The sequence below is a fragment of the Burkholderia sp. Bp9015 genome, assembly GCF_003853505.1.
GTDB lineage: Bacteria > Pseudomonadota > Gammaproteobacteria > Burkholderiales > Burkholderiaceae > Burkholderia.
This window is the reverse complement of record NZ_QTPZ01000059.1, coordinates 1-14,647: the sequence shown is the minus strand read 5'-3', so window position 1 is coordinate 14,647 and position 14,647 is coordinate 1. Positions and strand designations below refer to the sequence as shown.

General features: G+C 67.5%; 15 protein-coding genes. 8 read left to right on the top strand and 7 right to left on the bottom strand.

Going from position 1 to position 14,647, the window contains the following annotated elements; all coding sequences use genetic code 11:
- The first annotated feature begins 28 nt into the window (after positions 1-28).
- Both kdsB and adk read left to right on the top strand, forming a co-directional pair.
- Positions 29-820: a 3-deoxy-manno-octulosonate cytidylyltransferase gene (gene kdsB / locus DIE12_RS36165; RefSeq protein WP_044848576.1), complete on the top strand. Its 792-nt coding sequence runs from the start codon at positions 29-31 to the stop codon at positions 818-820.
- Between the two features lie 208 nt (positions 821-1,028).
- Positions 1,029-1,691, top strand: a complete 663-nt coding sequence (adk, locus tag DIE12_RS36160) for an adenylate kinase (RefSeq protein ID WP_044848575.1) — start codon at positions 1,029-1,031, stop codon at positions 1,689-1,691.
- A gap of 134 nt (positions 1,692-1,825) precedes the next feature.
- Here adk and DIE12_RS36155 read toward each other — a convergent pair whose 3' ends face one another.
- A complete protein-coding gene (locus DIE12_RS36155; protein ID WP_124522995.1) occupies positions 1,826-2,677 on the bottom strand; it encodes a LysR substrate-binding domain-containing protein in 852 nt (283 codons plus the stop codon).
- A gap of 113 nt (positions 2,678-2,790) precedes the next feature.
- On the opposite strand from DIE12_RS36155, the gene DIE12_RS36150 reads away from it, so the two are divergent.
- Both DIE12_RS36150 and DIE12_RS36145 read left to right on the top strand, forming a co-directional pair.
- Positions 2,791-3,447 (top strand): FMN-dependent NADH-azoreductase, encoded by a 657-nt coding sequence (locus DIE12_RS36150; protein WP_124522994.1) that lies wholly within the window; start codon positions 2,791-2,793, stop codon positions 3,445-3,447.
- A 247-nt stretch (positions 3,448-3,694) separates the two neighbouring features.
- Positions 3,695-4,453 carry an SDR family NAD(P)-dependent oxidoreductase gene (locus DIE12_RS36145; protein WP_124486970.1) on the top strand — a complete coding sequence of 253 codons (759 nt, stop codon included), beginning with the start codon at positions 3,695-3,697 and terminating at the stop codon, positions 4,451-4,453.
- A 78-nt stretch (positions 4,454-4,531) separates the two neighbouring features.
- On the opposite strand, the gene DIE12_RS36140 is transcribed toward DIE12_RS36145, so the two are convergent.
- Entirely contained in the window at positions 4,532-5,374 is an 843-nt protein-coding gene (locus DIE12_RS36140; RefSeq protein WP_124486969.1) for a SirB1 family protein, read from the bottom strand.
- An 8-nt stretch (positions 5,375-5,382) separates the two neighbouring features.
- Positions 5,383-6,933, bottom strand: coding sequence for a murein biosynthesis integral membrane protein MurJ (gene murJ, locus DIE12_RS36135; protein WP_044848571.1), 1,551 nt, complete (start codon positions 6,931-6,933; stop codon positions 5,383-5,385).
- Positions 6,934-7,238: 305 nt separating this feature from the next.
- Here murJ and rpsT point away from each other — a divergent pair, with 305 nt between their 5' ends.
- A complete protein-coding gene (gene rpsT, locus DIE12_RS36130) occupies positions 7,239-7,511 on the top strand; it encodes a 30S ribosomal protein S20 (protein ID WP_006482211.1) in 273 nt (90 codons plus the stop codon).
- 147 nt (positions 7,512-7,658) lie between these two features.
- Here rpsT and DIE12_RS36125 read toward each other — a convergent pair whose 3' ends face one another.
- A complete protein-coding gene (locus DIE12_RS36125) occupies positions 7,659-7,979 on the bottom strand; it encodes a DUF3579 domain-containing protein (RefSeq protein ID WP_044848570.1) in 321 nt (106 codons plus the stop codon).
- 415 nt (positions 7,980-8,394) lie between these two features.
- Here DIE12_RS36125 and argF point away from each other — a divergent pair, with 415 nt between their 5' ends.
- Positions 8,395-9,324, top strand: coding sequence for an ornithine carbamoyltransferase (argF, locus tag DIE12_RS36115; RefSeq protein WP_124486968.1), 930 nt, complete (start codon positions 8,395-8,397; stop codon positions 9,322-9,324).
- A 139-nt stretch (positions 9,325-9,463) separates the two neighbouring features.
- Here the strand turns inward: argF and murB are convergent, their stop codons facing one another.
- On the bottom strand, positions 9,464-10,513 hold the full coding sequence (gene murB, locus DIE12_RS36110; protein ID WP_124486967.1) for a UDP-N-acetylmuramate dehydrogenase: 1,050 nt from the start codon (positions 10,511-10,513) through the stop codon (positions 9,464-9,466).
- Positions 10,514-10,649: 136 nt separating this feature from the next.
- Between murB and DIE12_RS36105 the strand changes: the two genes are divergently transcribed.
- Positions 10,650-11,135, top strand: a complete 486-nt coding sequence (locus tag DIE12_RS36105; RefSeq protein ID WP_014896235.1) for a YajQ family cyclic di-GMP-binding protein — start codon at positions 10,650-10,652, stop codon at positions 11,133-11,135.
- Positions 11,136-11,250: 115 nt separating this feature from the next.
- On the opposite strand, the gene plsY is transcribed toward DIE12_RS36105, so the two are convergent.
- Together plsY and ybaK are read right to left on the bottom strand one after the other, a co-directional pair.
- Positions 11,251-11,889, bottom strand: a complete 639-nt coding sequence (plsY, locus tag DIE12_RS36100) for a glycerol-3-phosphate 1-O-acyltransferase PlsY (RefSeq protein WP_044848567.1) — start codon at positions 11,887-11,889, stop codon at positions 11,251-11,253.
- Positions 11,890-12,071: 182 nt separating this feature from the next.
- A complete protein-coding gene (ybaK, locus tag DIE12_RS36095) occupies positions 12,072-12,563 on the bottom strand; it encodes a Cys-tRNA(Pro) deacylase (protein WP_044848566.1) in 492 nt (163 codons plus the stop codon).
- Between the two features lie 385 nt (positions 12,564-12,948).
- Here ybaK and DIE12_RS36090 point away from each other — a divergent pair, with 385 nt between their 5' ends.
- Positions 12,949-14,511, top strand: coding sequence for a class I adenylate-forming enzyme family protein (locus tag DIE12_RS36090; protein ID WP_124522991.1), 1,563 nt, complete (start codon positions 12,949-12,951; stop codon positions 14,509-14,511).
- Positions 14,512-14,647 lie beyond the last annotated feature (136 nt).

Sequence of the window (14,647 nt, the reverse complement as noted above, 5' to 3'; positions counted from 1 at the left end):
GCCCCGCTCTTCTCACCGCTCAGCCCCGATGACTCATCCGCAGCCCTTCATCGCCGTCATTCCTGCCCGGCTCGCGTCGACGCGCCTGCCGAACAAGCCGCTCGCCGATCTCGGCGGCAAGCCGATGGTCGTGCGCGTCGCCGAGCGCGCGCGCGAAGCGGGCGCGCAGCAGGTGCTCGTCGCGTCCGACGCGCAGAGCGTGCTCGATGCGGCCCGCGAGCACGGTTTCGAAGCGGTGCTGACGCGTGCCGACCATCCGTCCGGCACCGACCGGCTCGCGGAAGTCGCCGCGACGTTCGGGTGGAGCGACGACACCGTCGTCGTCAACGTGCAGGGCGACGAGCCGCTGATCGACCCGGCGCTCGTCCGCGACGTAGCGTCGCACCTCGCCGCGCACCCGGACTGCGCGATCGCGACCGCCGCGCACCCGATCCACGACGCGGCCGACGTGTTCAATCCGAACATCGTGAAGGTCGCGCTCGACGCGCGCAACGTCGCGATGTACTTCTCGCGCGCGCCGATTCCGTGGAGCCGCGATGCGTACCAACCGCACTGGCCCGACGTCGCGGCCATGCCCGCACCGGCCTTTCCGGTCTATCGCCACATCGGACTCTACGCCTATCGCGCGCGTTTCCTGCGCACCTATCCGTCGCTCGCGCAGGCGCCGATCGAGCAGGCCGAGCAGCTCGAACAGCTGCGCGCGATGTGGCACGGCGAGCGCATCGCGGTGCTGATCACCGAGCATGCACCCGAAGCCGGCATCGATACGCCGGCCGATCTCGCACGCGTGCAGGCCCTTTTTCGGCCGGGTTCAAAATAACCCGTGGCATAATCAGGCGATTGTGCGAGCCGTCCGCGACCCGCGCGTCCTAGCTTGACCCTGCCACGGCCCGTCCCGGCAGCCGCGCGTCGCCTTTCGCCGACGCGCCGCATCAGACCGGTCCGCCGCGCGCAAGACAAGCCCCGCGCACGCTGTCGCCGACGCTTTTGCGTCTCGCCACACGAATCTACATACCGGAGATATCACCATGCGTTTGATCCTGTTGGGTGCGCCCGGCGCGGGCAAGGGTACCCAGGCAAACTTCATCAAGGAAAAGTTCGGCATCCCGCAAATCTCGACGGGCGACATGCTGCGCGCGGCCGTCAAGGCCGGCTCGCCGCTCGGCGTCGAGGCGAAGGGCTACATGGACGCCGGCAAGCTCGTGCCGGACGCGCTGATCATCGGCCTCGTGAAGGAGCGCCTGAAGGAAGCCGACTGCGCGAACGGCTACCTGTTCGACGGCTTCCCGCGCACGATCGCGCAGGCTGACGCGATGAAGGAAGCCGGCGTCGCGATCGACTACGTGCTCGAAATCGACGTCCCGTTCTCGGAGATCGTCGAGCGCATGAGCGGCCGCCGCACGCACCCGGCATCGGGCCGCACGTACCACGTGAAGTTCAACCCGCCGAAGGTCGAGGGCAAGGACGACGTGACGGGCGAACCGCTGATCCAGCGCGACGACGACAAGGAAGAAACCGTCCTGAAGCGTCTCGAAGTGTACGAAGCGCAGACCAAGCCGCTGATCACGTACTACGGCGACTGGGCGCAGCGCGGCGAGGAAAACGGCCTGAAGGCCCCGCAGTATCGCAAGATCTCGGGCCTCGGCAGCGTGGACGAAATCCGCGAGCGTGCGTTCGACGCACTGAAGTAAGCACCGCGTCATGCACCGCAAGCCGCCCTTTCGGGGCGGCTTTTTTTTGGTTCATCGTGGAATTGCGTGAACCGGCGACGATGCATGTGCCTCTGGCCGCGCAAATCCCAACGCTGTCGCCGCGATGAACGTGGTCACCCGTTGTGCGCGAACGCCAGCACGATCGCGTTGCCCAGTTCATCGACAACCCTGGCCGACGCGCCCGGCACCGCGAACATCGTGAACTCGACATCGGGCAGGGCCGGCAGGCCGGCATCCGGCGGAATCGCACGCAAGCCGTGCGCAAGTTGTGTGTGCACGATTGGCGTCACCGCAAGGCCCGCGTGCGCGGCGGCGCACAGGCCGGCGCCGCTCGGGCACACGAGCACGATCCGGTAATCCACGCCCGCTCGGGCCAGTGCTGCCAGCGAGGCCTCGCGATACGGGCAGGGTTCCGGCAGCAGCGCAATCGGCACCGGTACGCCGGGCGTGAGCGACGCCCAATCCGCACCGGCCCACACGAGCGGCTCGCGCCAGAGCACGCGTCCGGCGGGCCCGCCGTGGCAGCGCCCGCCCATCACCACATCCAGTTCACCGTGATCCAGCGCCTGGAGCAGATCGCCCGGGATACCCACTCTGATGCTGAATGCGATGCGCGGGTACCGCCCGGCAAACGCCTTCATCACATGCATCAGCCTGACGTTGGCGAGGTCTTCCGACAGACCCACGCGGATCGTGCCCGCGCTCGGTTCGCGCAGCAGTTGCGCCCGCGCGTCCTGATTGAGCGCGAGGATGGCGCGCGCGTAACCCAGCAGCAGCTCGCCGTCCACCGTGAGCGCGACCGAGCGCGTGGTGCGCACGAGCAGGTCACGGCCGACCTGTTTTTCCAGGCGGCGCAGATGCGCGCTGACCGCGGACTGCGTCAGATTCAGACGGGCCGCGGCATGCGTGAACCCGCCTTCCTGGACGACGGCCACGAAGGAGCGCAGCAAAACGGTATCGAACATGAGATGTCCCGCAATACAGTGCGAATGCTACTGAGTAGCGTGATGATACTTCGTTTATATTTCGAATCGAACTATGTTCTGATGAGGGCCGTCAACCCGTCAGGAGTCGTTCCATGTCGACCTTGCTTCATATCGAATCGTCCCCGCGCAAGTCGCGGTCCGCATCACTCGACGTTGCGCACGCGTATCTGGAAGCCTGGCGCGACGCGCATCCGGAGCATCGGGTCGACGTGCTCGACCTGTGGGCGACGCAATTGCCGGAACTCGACGGCGATGCGCTCGATGCCAAATACGCGGACTTGAGCGGTACGCCGCTCAGCGAAGGCCAGCAGCAAGCGTGGGCGGATTTCCGCCAGCTGGCGCAGCGGATGCACGACGCGGATACGCTGCTGTTCTCCGTGCCGCTGTGGAATTTTTCCATCCCGTACAAACTCAAGCATTTCATCGACGCCGTGTCCCACCGCGGCCTCCTCTTCTCATTCGACGAGCGTGGGTTGGCGGGATTGCTGAACGGCAAGAAAGCCGTCGTGATCTATGCGAGAGGCCTCGACTATTCAAGGCAATCGAGCACGCCCGCCGAGTCGTTCGACTATCAGCGGCCGTTTCTTGAGGCGTGGCTGCGCTTCATCGGTATCACCGACATCGAATCGATCGTCGTCGAGAAAACGCTGTTTGGACCCGAAATCGATCACGCGGGCAGGGAGGCTGCGCGCGAACAGGCAGTGACGCTGGTACACGCGGCTTCAGCATCAGCTTCGGTTGACGGCTGAACTGGCCAACGGCTGGAGACCGCCGAGCGCCGACGGTCTTCCACGTGTTCGCCGGCAATCTTCGATGAACCTTTTTTTCGCCTGCGCCATCCGTTTCGTCCGACCTCGCACGACCTCGCACGACCGCGCCGGTCTCGCCGGCATCCGGCGGCGCCCCGTACAATCGATCGAATACGTGCGCCGCACGAACCGGCGCGGCGGCCGTGCCTCCGATCGACCGGCATCGGACCCAACCAAGGAGACAGTGATGGAGATTCGCGACAACGTCTTTCTGATCACGGGCGGCGCATCGGGCCTCGGCGCCGGAACGGCCCGCATGCTCGCTCAGGCCGGCGGCAAGGTCGTGCTCGCCGACCTCAACGAAGCAGCCGGCGCGGCGCTCGCGGGCGAACTCGGCGGCGTATTCGTGCGCTGCGACGTATCGAGCGAGGTCGATGCGCAGGCGGCCGTCGACGCCGCGACGCGCGCGGGCACGCTGCGCGGCCTCGTGAATTGCGCGGGCATCGCGCCCGCCGCGAAAACCGTCGGCAAGGACGGCGCGCATCCGCTCGACGTGTTCGCGAAGACGATCAACGTCAACTTGGTCGGCACCTTCAACATGATCCGGCTCGCGGCCGCCGCGATGGCCGCGACCGCGCCGAACGCCGGCGGCGAACGCGGCGTGATCGTCAGCACCGCGTCGGTCGCCGCCTACGACGGGCAGATCGGCCAGGCCGCGTATGCGGCGTCGAAGGCCGGTGTCGCTGGCATGACGCTGCCGATCGCGCGCGACCTGTCGCGCCACGGCATCCGCGTGATGACGATCGCGCCCGGGCTGTTCGAGACGCCGATGCTGCTCGGCATGCCGAAGGACGTGCAGGACGCGCTCGGCGCGATGGTGCCGTTCCCGCCGCGGCTCGGCAAACCGGACGAATACGCGATGCTGGTGCGCCAGATCGTCGAGAATCCGATGCTCAACGGCGAAGTGATCCGCCTCGACGGTGCGATCCGGATGCAGCCGAAGTAAGTGCAAGCAAGCAGCTGCAAAAAAACGCCCGCGATGCGGGCGTGTCGACGTTCGGGGCGCCGGTGAGACTGCGACGGCTCAGTCCTCGCCGTCGCGCTGCATCCGCTGCCGCAACTCGGTCACCTGCGACTCGACGACGGTCGCGTCCTCCGCATCGGGCCGCTCGCCGAGATACTGCTCGAGATCCTCGAGCGCGGGGCGCAGGTAGTCGAGCCGCGCATACGCGAAGCCGCGGTCGCGCACTTCGTCGAGCTGTTCCGGCAGCAGGATCACGAGCCGCTGCTGCACCGCGAGCAGCCGCTGCCAGCGTTCCGTCTGCAGATAGATCGTCTTCAGGTTGCGCAGCATCCGCGCGATGATCTCGCGGCTGGTGGCCGGCTGCAGCAGCGCGCGCAACGCGCTGTCGACCGCGCCCGCCGCACGCGCGACGTAGGGCTCGAGCATCTCGACCATCTCGGCCTCGGACAGCGAATGGCCGTTGGTCGGATCGATGATTAGGTCGCCGTCCGGCAGCGTCACGCGCAGCAGGAAGTGGCCGGGGAACGACACGCCGCGCGCCGGCACGCCGATCTGCTCGGCGAGCTCCAGGTACAACACCGACAGCGAGATCGGAATCCCGCGCCGCCGCTTCAGCACCGCGTTCAGGTGGCTGTTATCGGGGTCGTAGTAATCGTTGTGATTGCATGCGAAGCCGAGTTCGCGGAAGAAGAACGCGTTGAGCGCGGCGACGCGGTCCTTCAGGTCCGCATCGTCGCCGAGCCGGCGGCTCAGCCGCGCGGCCAGGATGTCGATTTCGGCCAGCGTACCCTGCAGGTCGAGGTCGGGATACGCGTCCTGCGCAAGCGACAGCGCGGTTTCCGTGACGGGCAGACTGTCGTCGTCCGCCACGAGCGTGCTGAAGTAGTCGAGGACGCGGGTCATTGCGGTCGTCACTTGGCGCGCCTTCTGAAGTAAGCGTATTTGAAGCCCATCACCCACAACATACCGAAATATAGTGCAGCGAACAGCACGAGGCACGCGGCCATCAGTGCAATGCGATCGAGCGGCTGCGCACGCATGCCGGCCCAGTCGAAGTTGATCGCGCACCAGTGCATCAGGCCGGCGAGCACGAGCGCCGCGCCGATCAGCTGCACGAAGAAGCGCAGCCAGCCGGGCGACGGCTGGTAGATGCCGCGCTTGCGCAGCCCGAGGAACAGCAGCAGCGAGTTCAGGCAGGCACCGACGCCGATGCTCAGCGTGAGGCCCGCATGGCCGATCAGCGGCACGAACACGTAGTTCGAGATCTGCGTGACGATCAGCACGCCGATCGCGATCTTCACCGGCGTCTTGATGTCCTGCTTCGCGTAGAAGCCCGGCGCGAGGATCTTGATCAGGATGATGCCGACGAGACCGATCCCGTAGGTCGCGAGCGCGCGCGCGACCATCGTGACCGTATGCGCGTCGAACTTGCCGTAGTTGAACAGCGTCGCGGTGAGCGGCGTCGCGAAGAAGAACAGCGCGAGCGCGCTCGGCGCCGCGAGCAGGAACGTGACGCGCAGCCCCCAGTCGAGCAGCGCCGAATATTCATGCGAATCGGCGTCGACGTGCGCCTTCGACAGGCTCGGCAACAGGATCGTGCCGAGCGCGACGCCGAGCAGCGCGGTCGGGAACTCCATCAGGCGGTCGGCGTAGTTGATCCACGAGACCGCGCCCTGCCCGAGCCGCGACGCGATGTTGGTGTTGATGATCAGCGACAGCTGCGCGACCGACACCGCGAACGTCGCGGGCACCATCTTGGCGAGCACCCGCTTCACGCCGGGATGACGCAGCGCGCGCACCGGGTTGAGGCCGATCAGCGGCACCATGTCGATCTTCTTCAGCCCCGGCAGCTGCACGATGAACTGCAGCACGCCGCCCACGATGACGGCCCACGCGAGCGCGTAGACCGGCACCTTCAGGTGCGGCGCGACGAACACGGCCGCGGCGATGAACGCGACGTTGAGCAGCACCGGCGCGAACGCCGGCAGCGAGAAGCTCTTGTAGGTATTGAGCACGCCTGACGCGAGCGTCGTCAGCGAGATGAACACGATGTACGGGAACATGATCCGCGTCATCGTGACCGCGAGCGGGAACGCCTGCCCGTCGGTATGCAGGCCGGACGCGACCGCGAACACGACCCACGACGCGCCGGCGATCCCGACGACCGACAACACGGCGAGCGCCCACGCGAGCACGGTCGACATCGCGTCGACGAGCGCCTTGGTCGCATCGTGCCCCTGCTGGTTCTTGAACTCGGCCAGGATCGGCACGAACGCCTGCGAGAACGCGCCTTCGGCAGACAGGCGGCGCAGCAGGTTCGGAATGCGGAAAGCGACGTAGAACGCGTCGGTGTATTGACTGGCGCCGAACGCACGGGCGATCAGCGTCTCGCGGGCCAGTCCGGTCACGCGCGACAGCAGCGTGAAGCCGCTGACCGTCAGCAGGGCTCGGAATAGATTCATGGGGCGCTTATTATACGGACGTTGCGTGGCCCGGCACGGACGGATGGCGAAAAGGGCGCGCGTCGCCGGCGGCCCCCGTCGGGCCGACGTCACGTTGACCTTGCCACGCGCTTGATTTTGTTGCTATAATCGCCGGTTTCTGAGCCTGTTACATGCACGGCGCCTGTCGTTTTCATGTCTCGGCCTCGGTTAAAATCACCGTTTTTTATGCGCCCCTGGGCAATCGCTCTCAGGGGACGGATCGAAAAGCAGCGCTTGGCCGTCAGGCTCCAAGCTCTGGAAACAGGACAGGATAAGGAACCGTCATGGCTAACTCCGCACAAGCACGCAAGCGCGCCCGCCAAGCCGCGAAGGCAAATTCGCACAACTCGGCGCTGCGCTCGAAATTCCGTACCGCGATCAAGTCGGTTCGCAAGGCTGTTGAAGCCGGCGACCAGGCAAAGGCTGCCGAGCTGTTCAAGGCTGCCGTGAAGACGATCGACACGATCGCCGACAAGAAGATCGTTCACAAGAACAAGGCCGCTCGCAGCAAGAGCCGCCTCGCCGCAGCCGTCAAGGGTCTGCAGGCAGCAGCGTAAATCCGGCGTGCCCGCTTCGGCGGGCGCTCCTGTTTCCTGCGATCGCAAAAAAGCCCGCCTAGGCGGGCTTTTTTGCTGTGCGTCGCCCGCGCATCGCGCCGGGCGACCGCCAGGCAGGGGCGCGGCACGCGCCCTCGCCCGTCGAACTCACTTCTTCTCGTGGTAGTCCGGCAGCTCGCACGCCTCGGTGACGACGAGGTTGTTGTCCTTCGCGAAATTCAGCACGAAATCGAACGCCATCGGCTCGACGTCGCGCAGCCGGGAATCGAGGATCACGCATTTGAGGTCGCCGAGCATCGTCGGGCGCACGTACAGCGAATATTTCAGGCGCGCGTTCGGCCCGCTCGCACCGGGCCCGAAGCAGGCCATCACGCCGGCCAGACGCTCCGACCAGTCGCTCGGGCGAAACTTTTTCCCGTCTTTCGTAATGCCCTGGATGAAGAATTCGGTCGGAGGGGTTTCAGCCATGTGGTTACCCAAGTGACGGCCCGGCGATGTCCAGGCGACAGCGCCCGGATACGCGAACACAAAGCTCGAGCGGACAGCGGCACTCGCGCTCCGATATCCCGAAAAAACAGGCTGTCGAGGCGTGCCGCCGACGCGCCGCACCGGATTTGTGCAGCGCATGGCTTGTGTCCGGCAGAGCGCGAAGAGGCTTGCCTGCCGGGCTGGAGAAAACTTTTGGATTATACCGCAGCGCGGCATCGCGCGTCGTCTCGCCGCCCCTCTTCCGGCGCCTTCCAGCGTGCGCCACGATCCCAACCCGGTTTTCGTCGCGGCTCGTCAAAGCACAGAAAATCCTTTATGCTGCTTTGAGTTATCCACACCCGACGGCGGCGCCGTCCGGCCGCGCGGCCGGTTCAGACCCGCCGTATTTCGTTTCATGACCGCCAAAACCATTCGTCACTACCTGCAGTTCAAGGATTTCTCGCTGGAAGACTACGAGTACGTGCTCGAACGCACGGGTATCCTGAAGCGCAAGTTCAAGAACTACGAGACCTATCACCCGCTGCACGACCGCACGCTCGCGATGATCTTCGAGAAGAGCTCGACGCGCACGCGCCTGTCGTTCGAAGCCGGCATCTTCCAGCTCGGCGGCCACGCGGTCTTCATGAGCACGCGCGACACGCAGCTCGGCCGCGGCGAGCCGGTCGAGGATTCCGCGCAGGTCATCTCGCGGATGGTCGACATCATCATGATCCGCACGTTCGAGCAGGACGTGATCACGCGCTTCGCGGAAAACTCCCGCGTGCCGGTGATCAACGGCCTGACCAACGAATACCACCCGTGCCAGGTGCTCGCCGACATCTTCACGTACTACGAGCACCGCGGCCCGATCGCCGGCAAGACGGTCGCGTGGGTCGGCGATGCGAACAACATGCTGTACACGTGGATCGAAGCCGCGCAGATCCTCGGCTTCAAGCTGCGCCTGTCGACGCCGCCGGGCTATGCGCTCGACATGAAGCTGGTGGCGCCGGACAGCGCGCCGTTCTACGAGGTGTTCGACGATCCGAACGAAGCGTGCAAGGGCGCCGATCTCGTGACGACCGACGTGTGGACGAGCATGGGCTTCGAAGCCGAGAACGAAGCGCGCAAGCAGGCGTTTGCCGACTGGTGCGTCGACGAGGAAATGATGGGGCACGCGAATCCCGACGCGCTCTTCATGCACTGCCTGCCCGCGCACCGCGGCGAGGAAGTGACAGCCGGCGTGATCGACGGCCCGCAGAGCGTCGTGTGGGACGAGGCGGAAAACCGCCTGCACGTGCAGAAGGCGCTGATGGAGTTCCTGCTGCTCGGCCGCCTCAAGCACTGACCGCCGCGCGCATTACGTGCGCATTACGCGCGCATGCCGCCATCCGCGCGACATGCGGAAAAAAGCGCCGATCGTCGTCGATCGGCGCTTTTTTGTTGGGTCGGACGAACGCGAATGAACCGCGCGGCGCAACACCGCGTTACAGGCACACGGGCTCGGGTTCGAGCTCGACGCCGAAGCGCTCGCGCACGTCGTCCTGGATCGCGCGCGCCAGCGCGAGCACGTCGGCGCCCGTCGCGCCGCCGCGATTGACCAGCACGAGCGCCTGCCGGTCGTGCACGGCCGCCGCGCCGAGCGCGCGCCCTTTCCAGCCGCAGCGGTCGATCAGCCAGCCGGCCGCGAGCTTCACCTGCCCGTCCGGCTGCGGATACGACACGACTTCGGGTGCGCGCGCGCGCAGCGCGTCGAACTGCGCGACGTCGATCACCGGATTCTTGAAGAAACTGCCCGCGTTGCCGAGCACGAGCGGATCGGGCAGCTTCGCGCGGCGAATCGCGACAACGGCGTCGAACACGTCGCGCGGGGTCGCGGCGTCCGGCGCGATGCCGCGTGCGTCGAGCTCGCGCGTGACGTCCGCGTAGCCGAGCCGCGGCGTCCAGCGCTTGGGCAGCCGGAACGTCACGGCGACGATTGCGAAGCGGCCGCGCCCTTCCCGCTTGAAGAAGCTGTCGCGATAGCCGAACCCGCAGCGCGCGGCGTCGAAGCGCTCGCTGCGCCCCGTCGCGAGCTCGACGGCGACCAGCGAGTCGAAATAGGTCTTCATCTCGAGGCCGTATGCGCCGATGTTCTGGATCGGCGCGGCGCCGACGGTGCCCGGAATCAGTGCAAGGTTCTCGAGGCCCGGCATCCCGTGCTCGAGCGTCCACGCGACGAACGCGTGCCAGGTCTCGCCGCCGCCGGCCTCGACGTACCATGCGTCGTCGTCCTCGCGCACGACGCGACGGCCGGCGATCTCGTCGAGCAGCACGACGCCGTCGAAATCGCGCGTGAACACGACGTTGCTGCCGCCGCCGAGCACGAGCTGCGGCAGCGATGCGACGCGCGGGTCGCGGTGCAGCGCCTCGAACTGCGCCGCATGCGTGACGCGCGCGGCAAAGCGCGCCTTCGCGGCAATGCCGAACGTGTTATGCGCGGCGAGCGGATGGTCGGGGAGCAGCGACAGGGCGGAATCGTCAGGAGGCATCGGCATTCGCGGTCACGTCCGCCGGGCGGGCATACGGCCGGCCTTGGGCAAACGGAGGGGCATCGGTAAAATGGCAAACAGTCCGCAATTATAGCGAGTGCCCGCGCGCGAGCCGGGCGCCCGCATCTCAAGGGAGAATGCCATGCCATCGTTCGACGTCGTTTCCGAAGCGAACATGATCGAAGTGAAGAACGCCATCGAGCAGTCGAACAAGGAAATCTCGACGCGCTTCGACTTCAAGGGCTCCGACGCGCGCGTCGAGCAGAAGGAGCGCGAGCTGACGCTGTTCGCCGACGACGATTTCAAGCTCGGCCAGGTCAAGGACGTGCTGATCAACAAGCTCGCGAAGCGCAACGTCGACGTGCGCTTCCTCGACTACGGCAAGGTCGAGAAGATCGGCGGCGACAAGGTCAAGCAGGTCGTCACCGTGAAGAAGGGCGTGACGGGCGACCTCGCGAAGAAGATCGTCAGGCTCGTGAAAGACAGCAAGATCAAGGTGCAGGCGAGCATCCAGGGCGACGCGGTGCGCGTGGCCGGCACGAAGCGCGACGACCTGCAGAGCGTGATCGCGATGCTGCGCAAGGACGTGACCGACACCCCGCTCGACTTCAACAACTTCCGCGACTGATCGACGCGGTCGGCCGCGCCGTCAAGCGCGCCGTCGACCACGCCGTCGAACAGTCACGCCGCGCCGCCGGGCCCCGCATGCGGGGCGCCCCGGCGGGCGGCGGCAATCCCCTTCATCAGGCCTTCCCGCCGTCCTGCGCGCCGCCGTCGGATGCCGCCTTCTTCTTGTCGCCGATCCGGCTTTCCTGCCCCGCCAGCAGCTTCGAGATATTGCCGCGGTGACGCCACACGAGCAGCACGCTCATCGCGAGCACGGCCCACGCGACCGGGTTGTGGCCGGTGCCGAACAGGAACACGTCGAACACCGGTGCGAACACGGCCGCCACCAGCGCCGCGAGCGACGAGTAACGGAAGAAGAACGCGACGATCAGCCAGGTCAGCGCGGTCGCGAGGCCGAGCACCGGGTGCACGGCGAGCAGCACGCCGGCCGCTGTCGCGACGCCCTTGCCGCCCTGGAAGCGGAAGAACACCGGATAGAGGTGGCCGAGGAACACGGCGATCGCGACCCACGCGACGGCGACGTCGGACAACCCGAAGTGCCGCGCGAGCCAGACGGCGAACCAACCCTTGAACGCGTCGCCGACGAGCGTCAGGATCGCGGCCTTCTTGTTGCCGCTGCGCAGCACGTTGGTCGCGCCGGGATTCTTCGACCCGTACGAACGGGGATCGGCCAGGCCCATCGCGGCGCTGACGACGACGGCAAACGACACCGAACCGATCAGGTAGGCAACAAGTGCGGCGAGCAGGATCTGCATGCGGAAAACTCTTCTTTCAACGTATCGGTAAAGGGACGGCCGGGCGCGGCGGGCCGGCCCGTCGGGGCAGGCGCCGCCGCGGCGAACCGCCGGCAGGCCGCGGCAGCCGGCCGTGCGGGCCGACCGGCCGAAACGGCGCCCATTCTACCGAACGAGCGCGGCCTGCCACGAAGGTGAAACCCTCAGTCGACGCTCGCGCACTGCACGGGCGTCGCGCCGAGCAGCGTCGTGAGTACCGCCGGCGCGAGGCTGACGAGGTAGCCGCGGCGGCCGCCGTTCAGGTAGATCGTCGGCAATTCGAGGATGGTCGACTCGACGTACACGGGCATCGTCTTGCGCGTGCCGAACGGCGACGTGCCGCCGACCAGATAGCCGGAATGGCGGTTCGCGACGTCGGGCTTGCACGGCTCGACGCGCTTCGCGCCGATCTGCCGCGCGAGGTTCTTGGTCGACACCGTGCGGTCGCCGTGCATCAGCACGATCAGCGGCTTCGCGTGCTCGTCCTCCATCACGAGCGTCTTCACGACGCTATGCTCGTCGACGCCGAGCTGGCGCGCCGACTCGCCGGTGCCGCCGTGCTCGACGTAATCGTACGGATGCTCGCCGAACGCGACGCCGTGGCGGCGCAGCAGCTGGGTCGCGGGTGTCTCGGACACGTGTCTGGATTTGCTCATGGCGGCATTTTAATGGCGAACGACCGGCGGGCGGGCGGCGTTGCGGCCATCGCATGCATCGCCCGCCATTGCGCACGAGCGCATCACGCCTTCGCCTTCGCCTTCGCCTTCGCCTTCGCCTTCGCCTTCGCGACAGCGTACCGGGCGCCGGCGGTATACTCGCGGCCCTTTTGTCCCGGGCGAGCGCAGCCGCAGCCGCGTCGAGCCGATCCGCGCCGCGCCGCACCGCACCGCACCGCACCACACCACACCACACCACACCGGCATCATTGCGGACATCGCGAAGTGCTATTGCCCGATTGACCGATTGTGGCGCGCCCGCCGCCATGGCACGATCGCTCGCAAAACTCGCCGCGCCACTGCACGGCCTTCTTCTGGAGACGCCATGTCCTCGCCTGTCCGCTCATCCGCGCCGCTCGACGTCGCGGCACTGCTCGCCGCGCTGCCCGGCCGCATCGCCGACGTGCCCGCCCGCTGGGCCGCGCAAGCGCCCGCGCACCCGGCGCTGATCGAGGACGCGCGCCGCCTGTCGTACGGCGAGCTGTCGCGGGCCGTCGATGCGGCCGCCGAGCGGCTCGCGCGCCTCGGCGTGCGCGGCGGCGATCGCGTGATGATCGTCGCGGAAAACAGCGTCGCGCAGATCGTGCTGCTGTTCGCAGCCGCGCGCGTCGACGCTTGGGCGCTCGTGTCGAACGCGCGGCTGTCGGCCGGCGAGCTCGATGCGATCGCCGCGCACGCGCGGCCGAAGCTGATCGCGTTCGCGACGGAAGCATCGCCCGATGCGCGCACGCACGCGGCGCGCCACGGCGCGACGCCCGCCGACGCGCTGCCGGTCGACATCGGCACGTGGTCGTACCGCGTCGACGCGAGCGCGCCCGACGAGCCGGTGTCACCCGACGGCGCCGCGCAGTGCGCGGCGCTGATCTACACGACCGGCACGACGGGTACGCCGAAAGGCGTGATGCTGTCGCACCGCAACCTGCTGTTCATCGCGGCGACGTCGAGCGCGCTGCGCGGCGTGTCGCCCGACGACGTCGTCTATACGGTGCTGCCCGTGTCGCACGTGTACGGGCTCGCATCGGTCTGCCTCGGCAGCCTGTACGCGGGGGCGACGCTGCGGCTCGCGCCGCGCTTCGCGCCCGAGGCCGTGCGCGTCGCGCTCGCCGACGAAGGCGTGACGATCTTCCAGGGCGTGCCCGCGATGCACGCGAAACTGCTCGAGCACCTGCACACGCACGCGCACGCATGGCATGCGCCGCGGCTGCGCTTCGCGTATTCGGGCGGCTCGCCGCTCGACGCCGACCTGAAGGCGCGCGTCGAGCGCGTGTACGGCGTGCCGCTGCACAACGGCTACGGCATGACCGAGAGCAGCCCGACGATCACGCAGACGCCGCTCGACGCGCCGCGTACCGACTGCTCGGTCGGCGTGCCGATCCCGGGCGTCGAGATGCGGATCGTCGCACCGGACGGCACCGACGTGCCGCCGGGCGAAGTAGGCGAAATCCGCGTGCGCGGGCCGAACGTGATGCTCGGCTACTACCGCAACGCGGACGCGACGCGCGCGGCCGTGTCGCCGGACGGCTGGCTCAGCACCGGCGATCTCGCGCGCCAGGCAGCGGACGGCTCGGTGACGATCGCGGGCCGCAGCAAGGAGCTGATCATCCGCTCGGGCTTCAACGTGTATCCGGTCGAGGTCGAACAGGTGCTGAACGCGCACCCGGACGTCGTGCAGGCGGCCGTCGTCGGCCGTGCGGTCGAGGGCAACGAGGAAGTGCTCGCGTTCGTCGAGCTGGTGCCGGGCGCGGCCGCGACCGAGGCCGCGCTGCAGGCGTGGTGCGCGCAACGGCTCGCGCCGTACAAGCGCCCTGCGCACATCCGCGTGCTCGATGCGCTGCCCGCCGCATCGACGGGCAAGGTGCTGAAGCACAAGCTGCGCGAACTTGCGTGACGTGCGGCGCCGGCCGCATCCCGCGCGTGGGCCGGCGCGCGCCGCGCTAGCCGCGCGGGTGGTGTTGCGCGTGCAGCGTCTTCAGCCGCTCGCGCGCGACGTGCGTGTAGATCTACGTAGTCGACATATAAATAAA

Bases quoted from the DNA above. Each gene is read 5' to 3' on its own strand.
- rpsT (WP_006482211.1), top strand. From the start codon at position 7,239: ATGGCTAACTCCGCACAAGCACGCAAGCGCGCCCGCCAAGCCGCGAAG.
- plsY (WP_044848567.1), bottom strand. From the start codon at position 11,889: ATGCAGATCCTGCTCGCCGCACTTGTTGCCTACCTGATCGGTTCGGTG.
- DIE12_RS36125 (WP_044848570.1), bottom strand. From the start codon at position 7,979: ATGGCTGAAACCCCTCCGACCGAATTCTTCATCCAGGGCATTACGAAA.
- murJ (WP_044848571.1), bottom strand. From the start codon at position 6,933: ATGAATCTATTCCGAGCCCTGCTGACGGTCAGCGGCTTCACGCTGCTG.
- ybaK (WP_044848566.1), bottom strand. From the start codon at position 12,563: ATGAGCAAATCCAGACACGTGTCCGAGACACCCGCGACCCAGCTGCTG.
- DIE12_RS36090 (WP_124522991.1), top strand. From the start codon at position 12,949: ATGTCCTCGCCTGTCCGCTCATCCGCGCCGCTCGACGTCGCGGCACTG.
- adk (WP_044848575.1), top strand. From the start codon at position 1,029: ATGCGTTTGATCCTGTTGGGTGCGCCCGGCGCGGGCAAGGGTACCCAG.
- kdsB (WP_044848576.1), top strand. From the start codon at position 29: ATGACTCATCCGCAGCCCTTCATCGCCGTCATTCCTGCCCGGCTCGCG.
- DIE12_RS36145 (WP_124486970.1), top strand. From the start codon at position 3,695: ATGGAGATTCGCGACAACGTCTTTCTGATCACGGGCGGCGCATCGGGC.
- DIE12_RS36105 (WP_014896235.1), top strand. From the start codon at position 10,650: ATGCCATCGTTCGACGTCGTTTCCGAAGCGAACATGATCGAAGTGAAG.
- DIE12_RS36155 (WP_124522995.1), bottom strand. From the start codon at position 2,677: ATGTTCGATACCGTTTTGCTGCGCTCCTTCGTGGCCGTCGTCCAGGAA.
- DIE12_RS36150 (WP_124522994.1), top strand. From the start codon at position 2,791: ATGTCGACCTTGCTTCATATCGAATCGTCCCCGCGCAAGTCGCGGTCC.
- argF (WP_124486968.1), top strand. From the start codon at position 8,395: ATGACCGCCAAAACCATTCGTCACTACCTGCAGTTCAAGGATTTCTCG.
- murB (WP_124486967.1), bottom strand. From the start codon at position 10,513: ATGCCGATGCCTCCTGACGATTCCGCCCTGTCGCTGCTCCCCGACCAT.
- DIE12_RS36140 (WP_124486969.1), bottom strand. From the start codon at position 5,374: ATGACCCGCGTCCTCGACTACTTCAGCACGCTCGTGGCGGACGACGAC.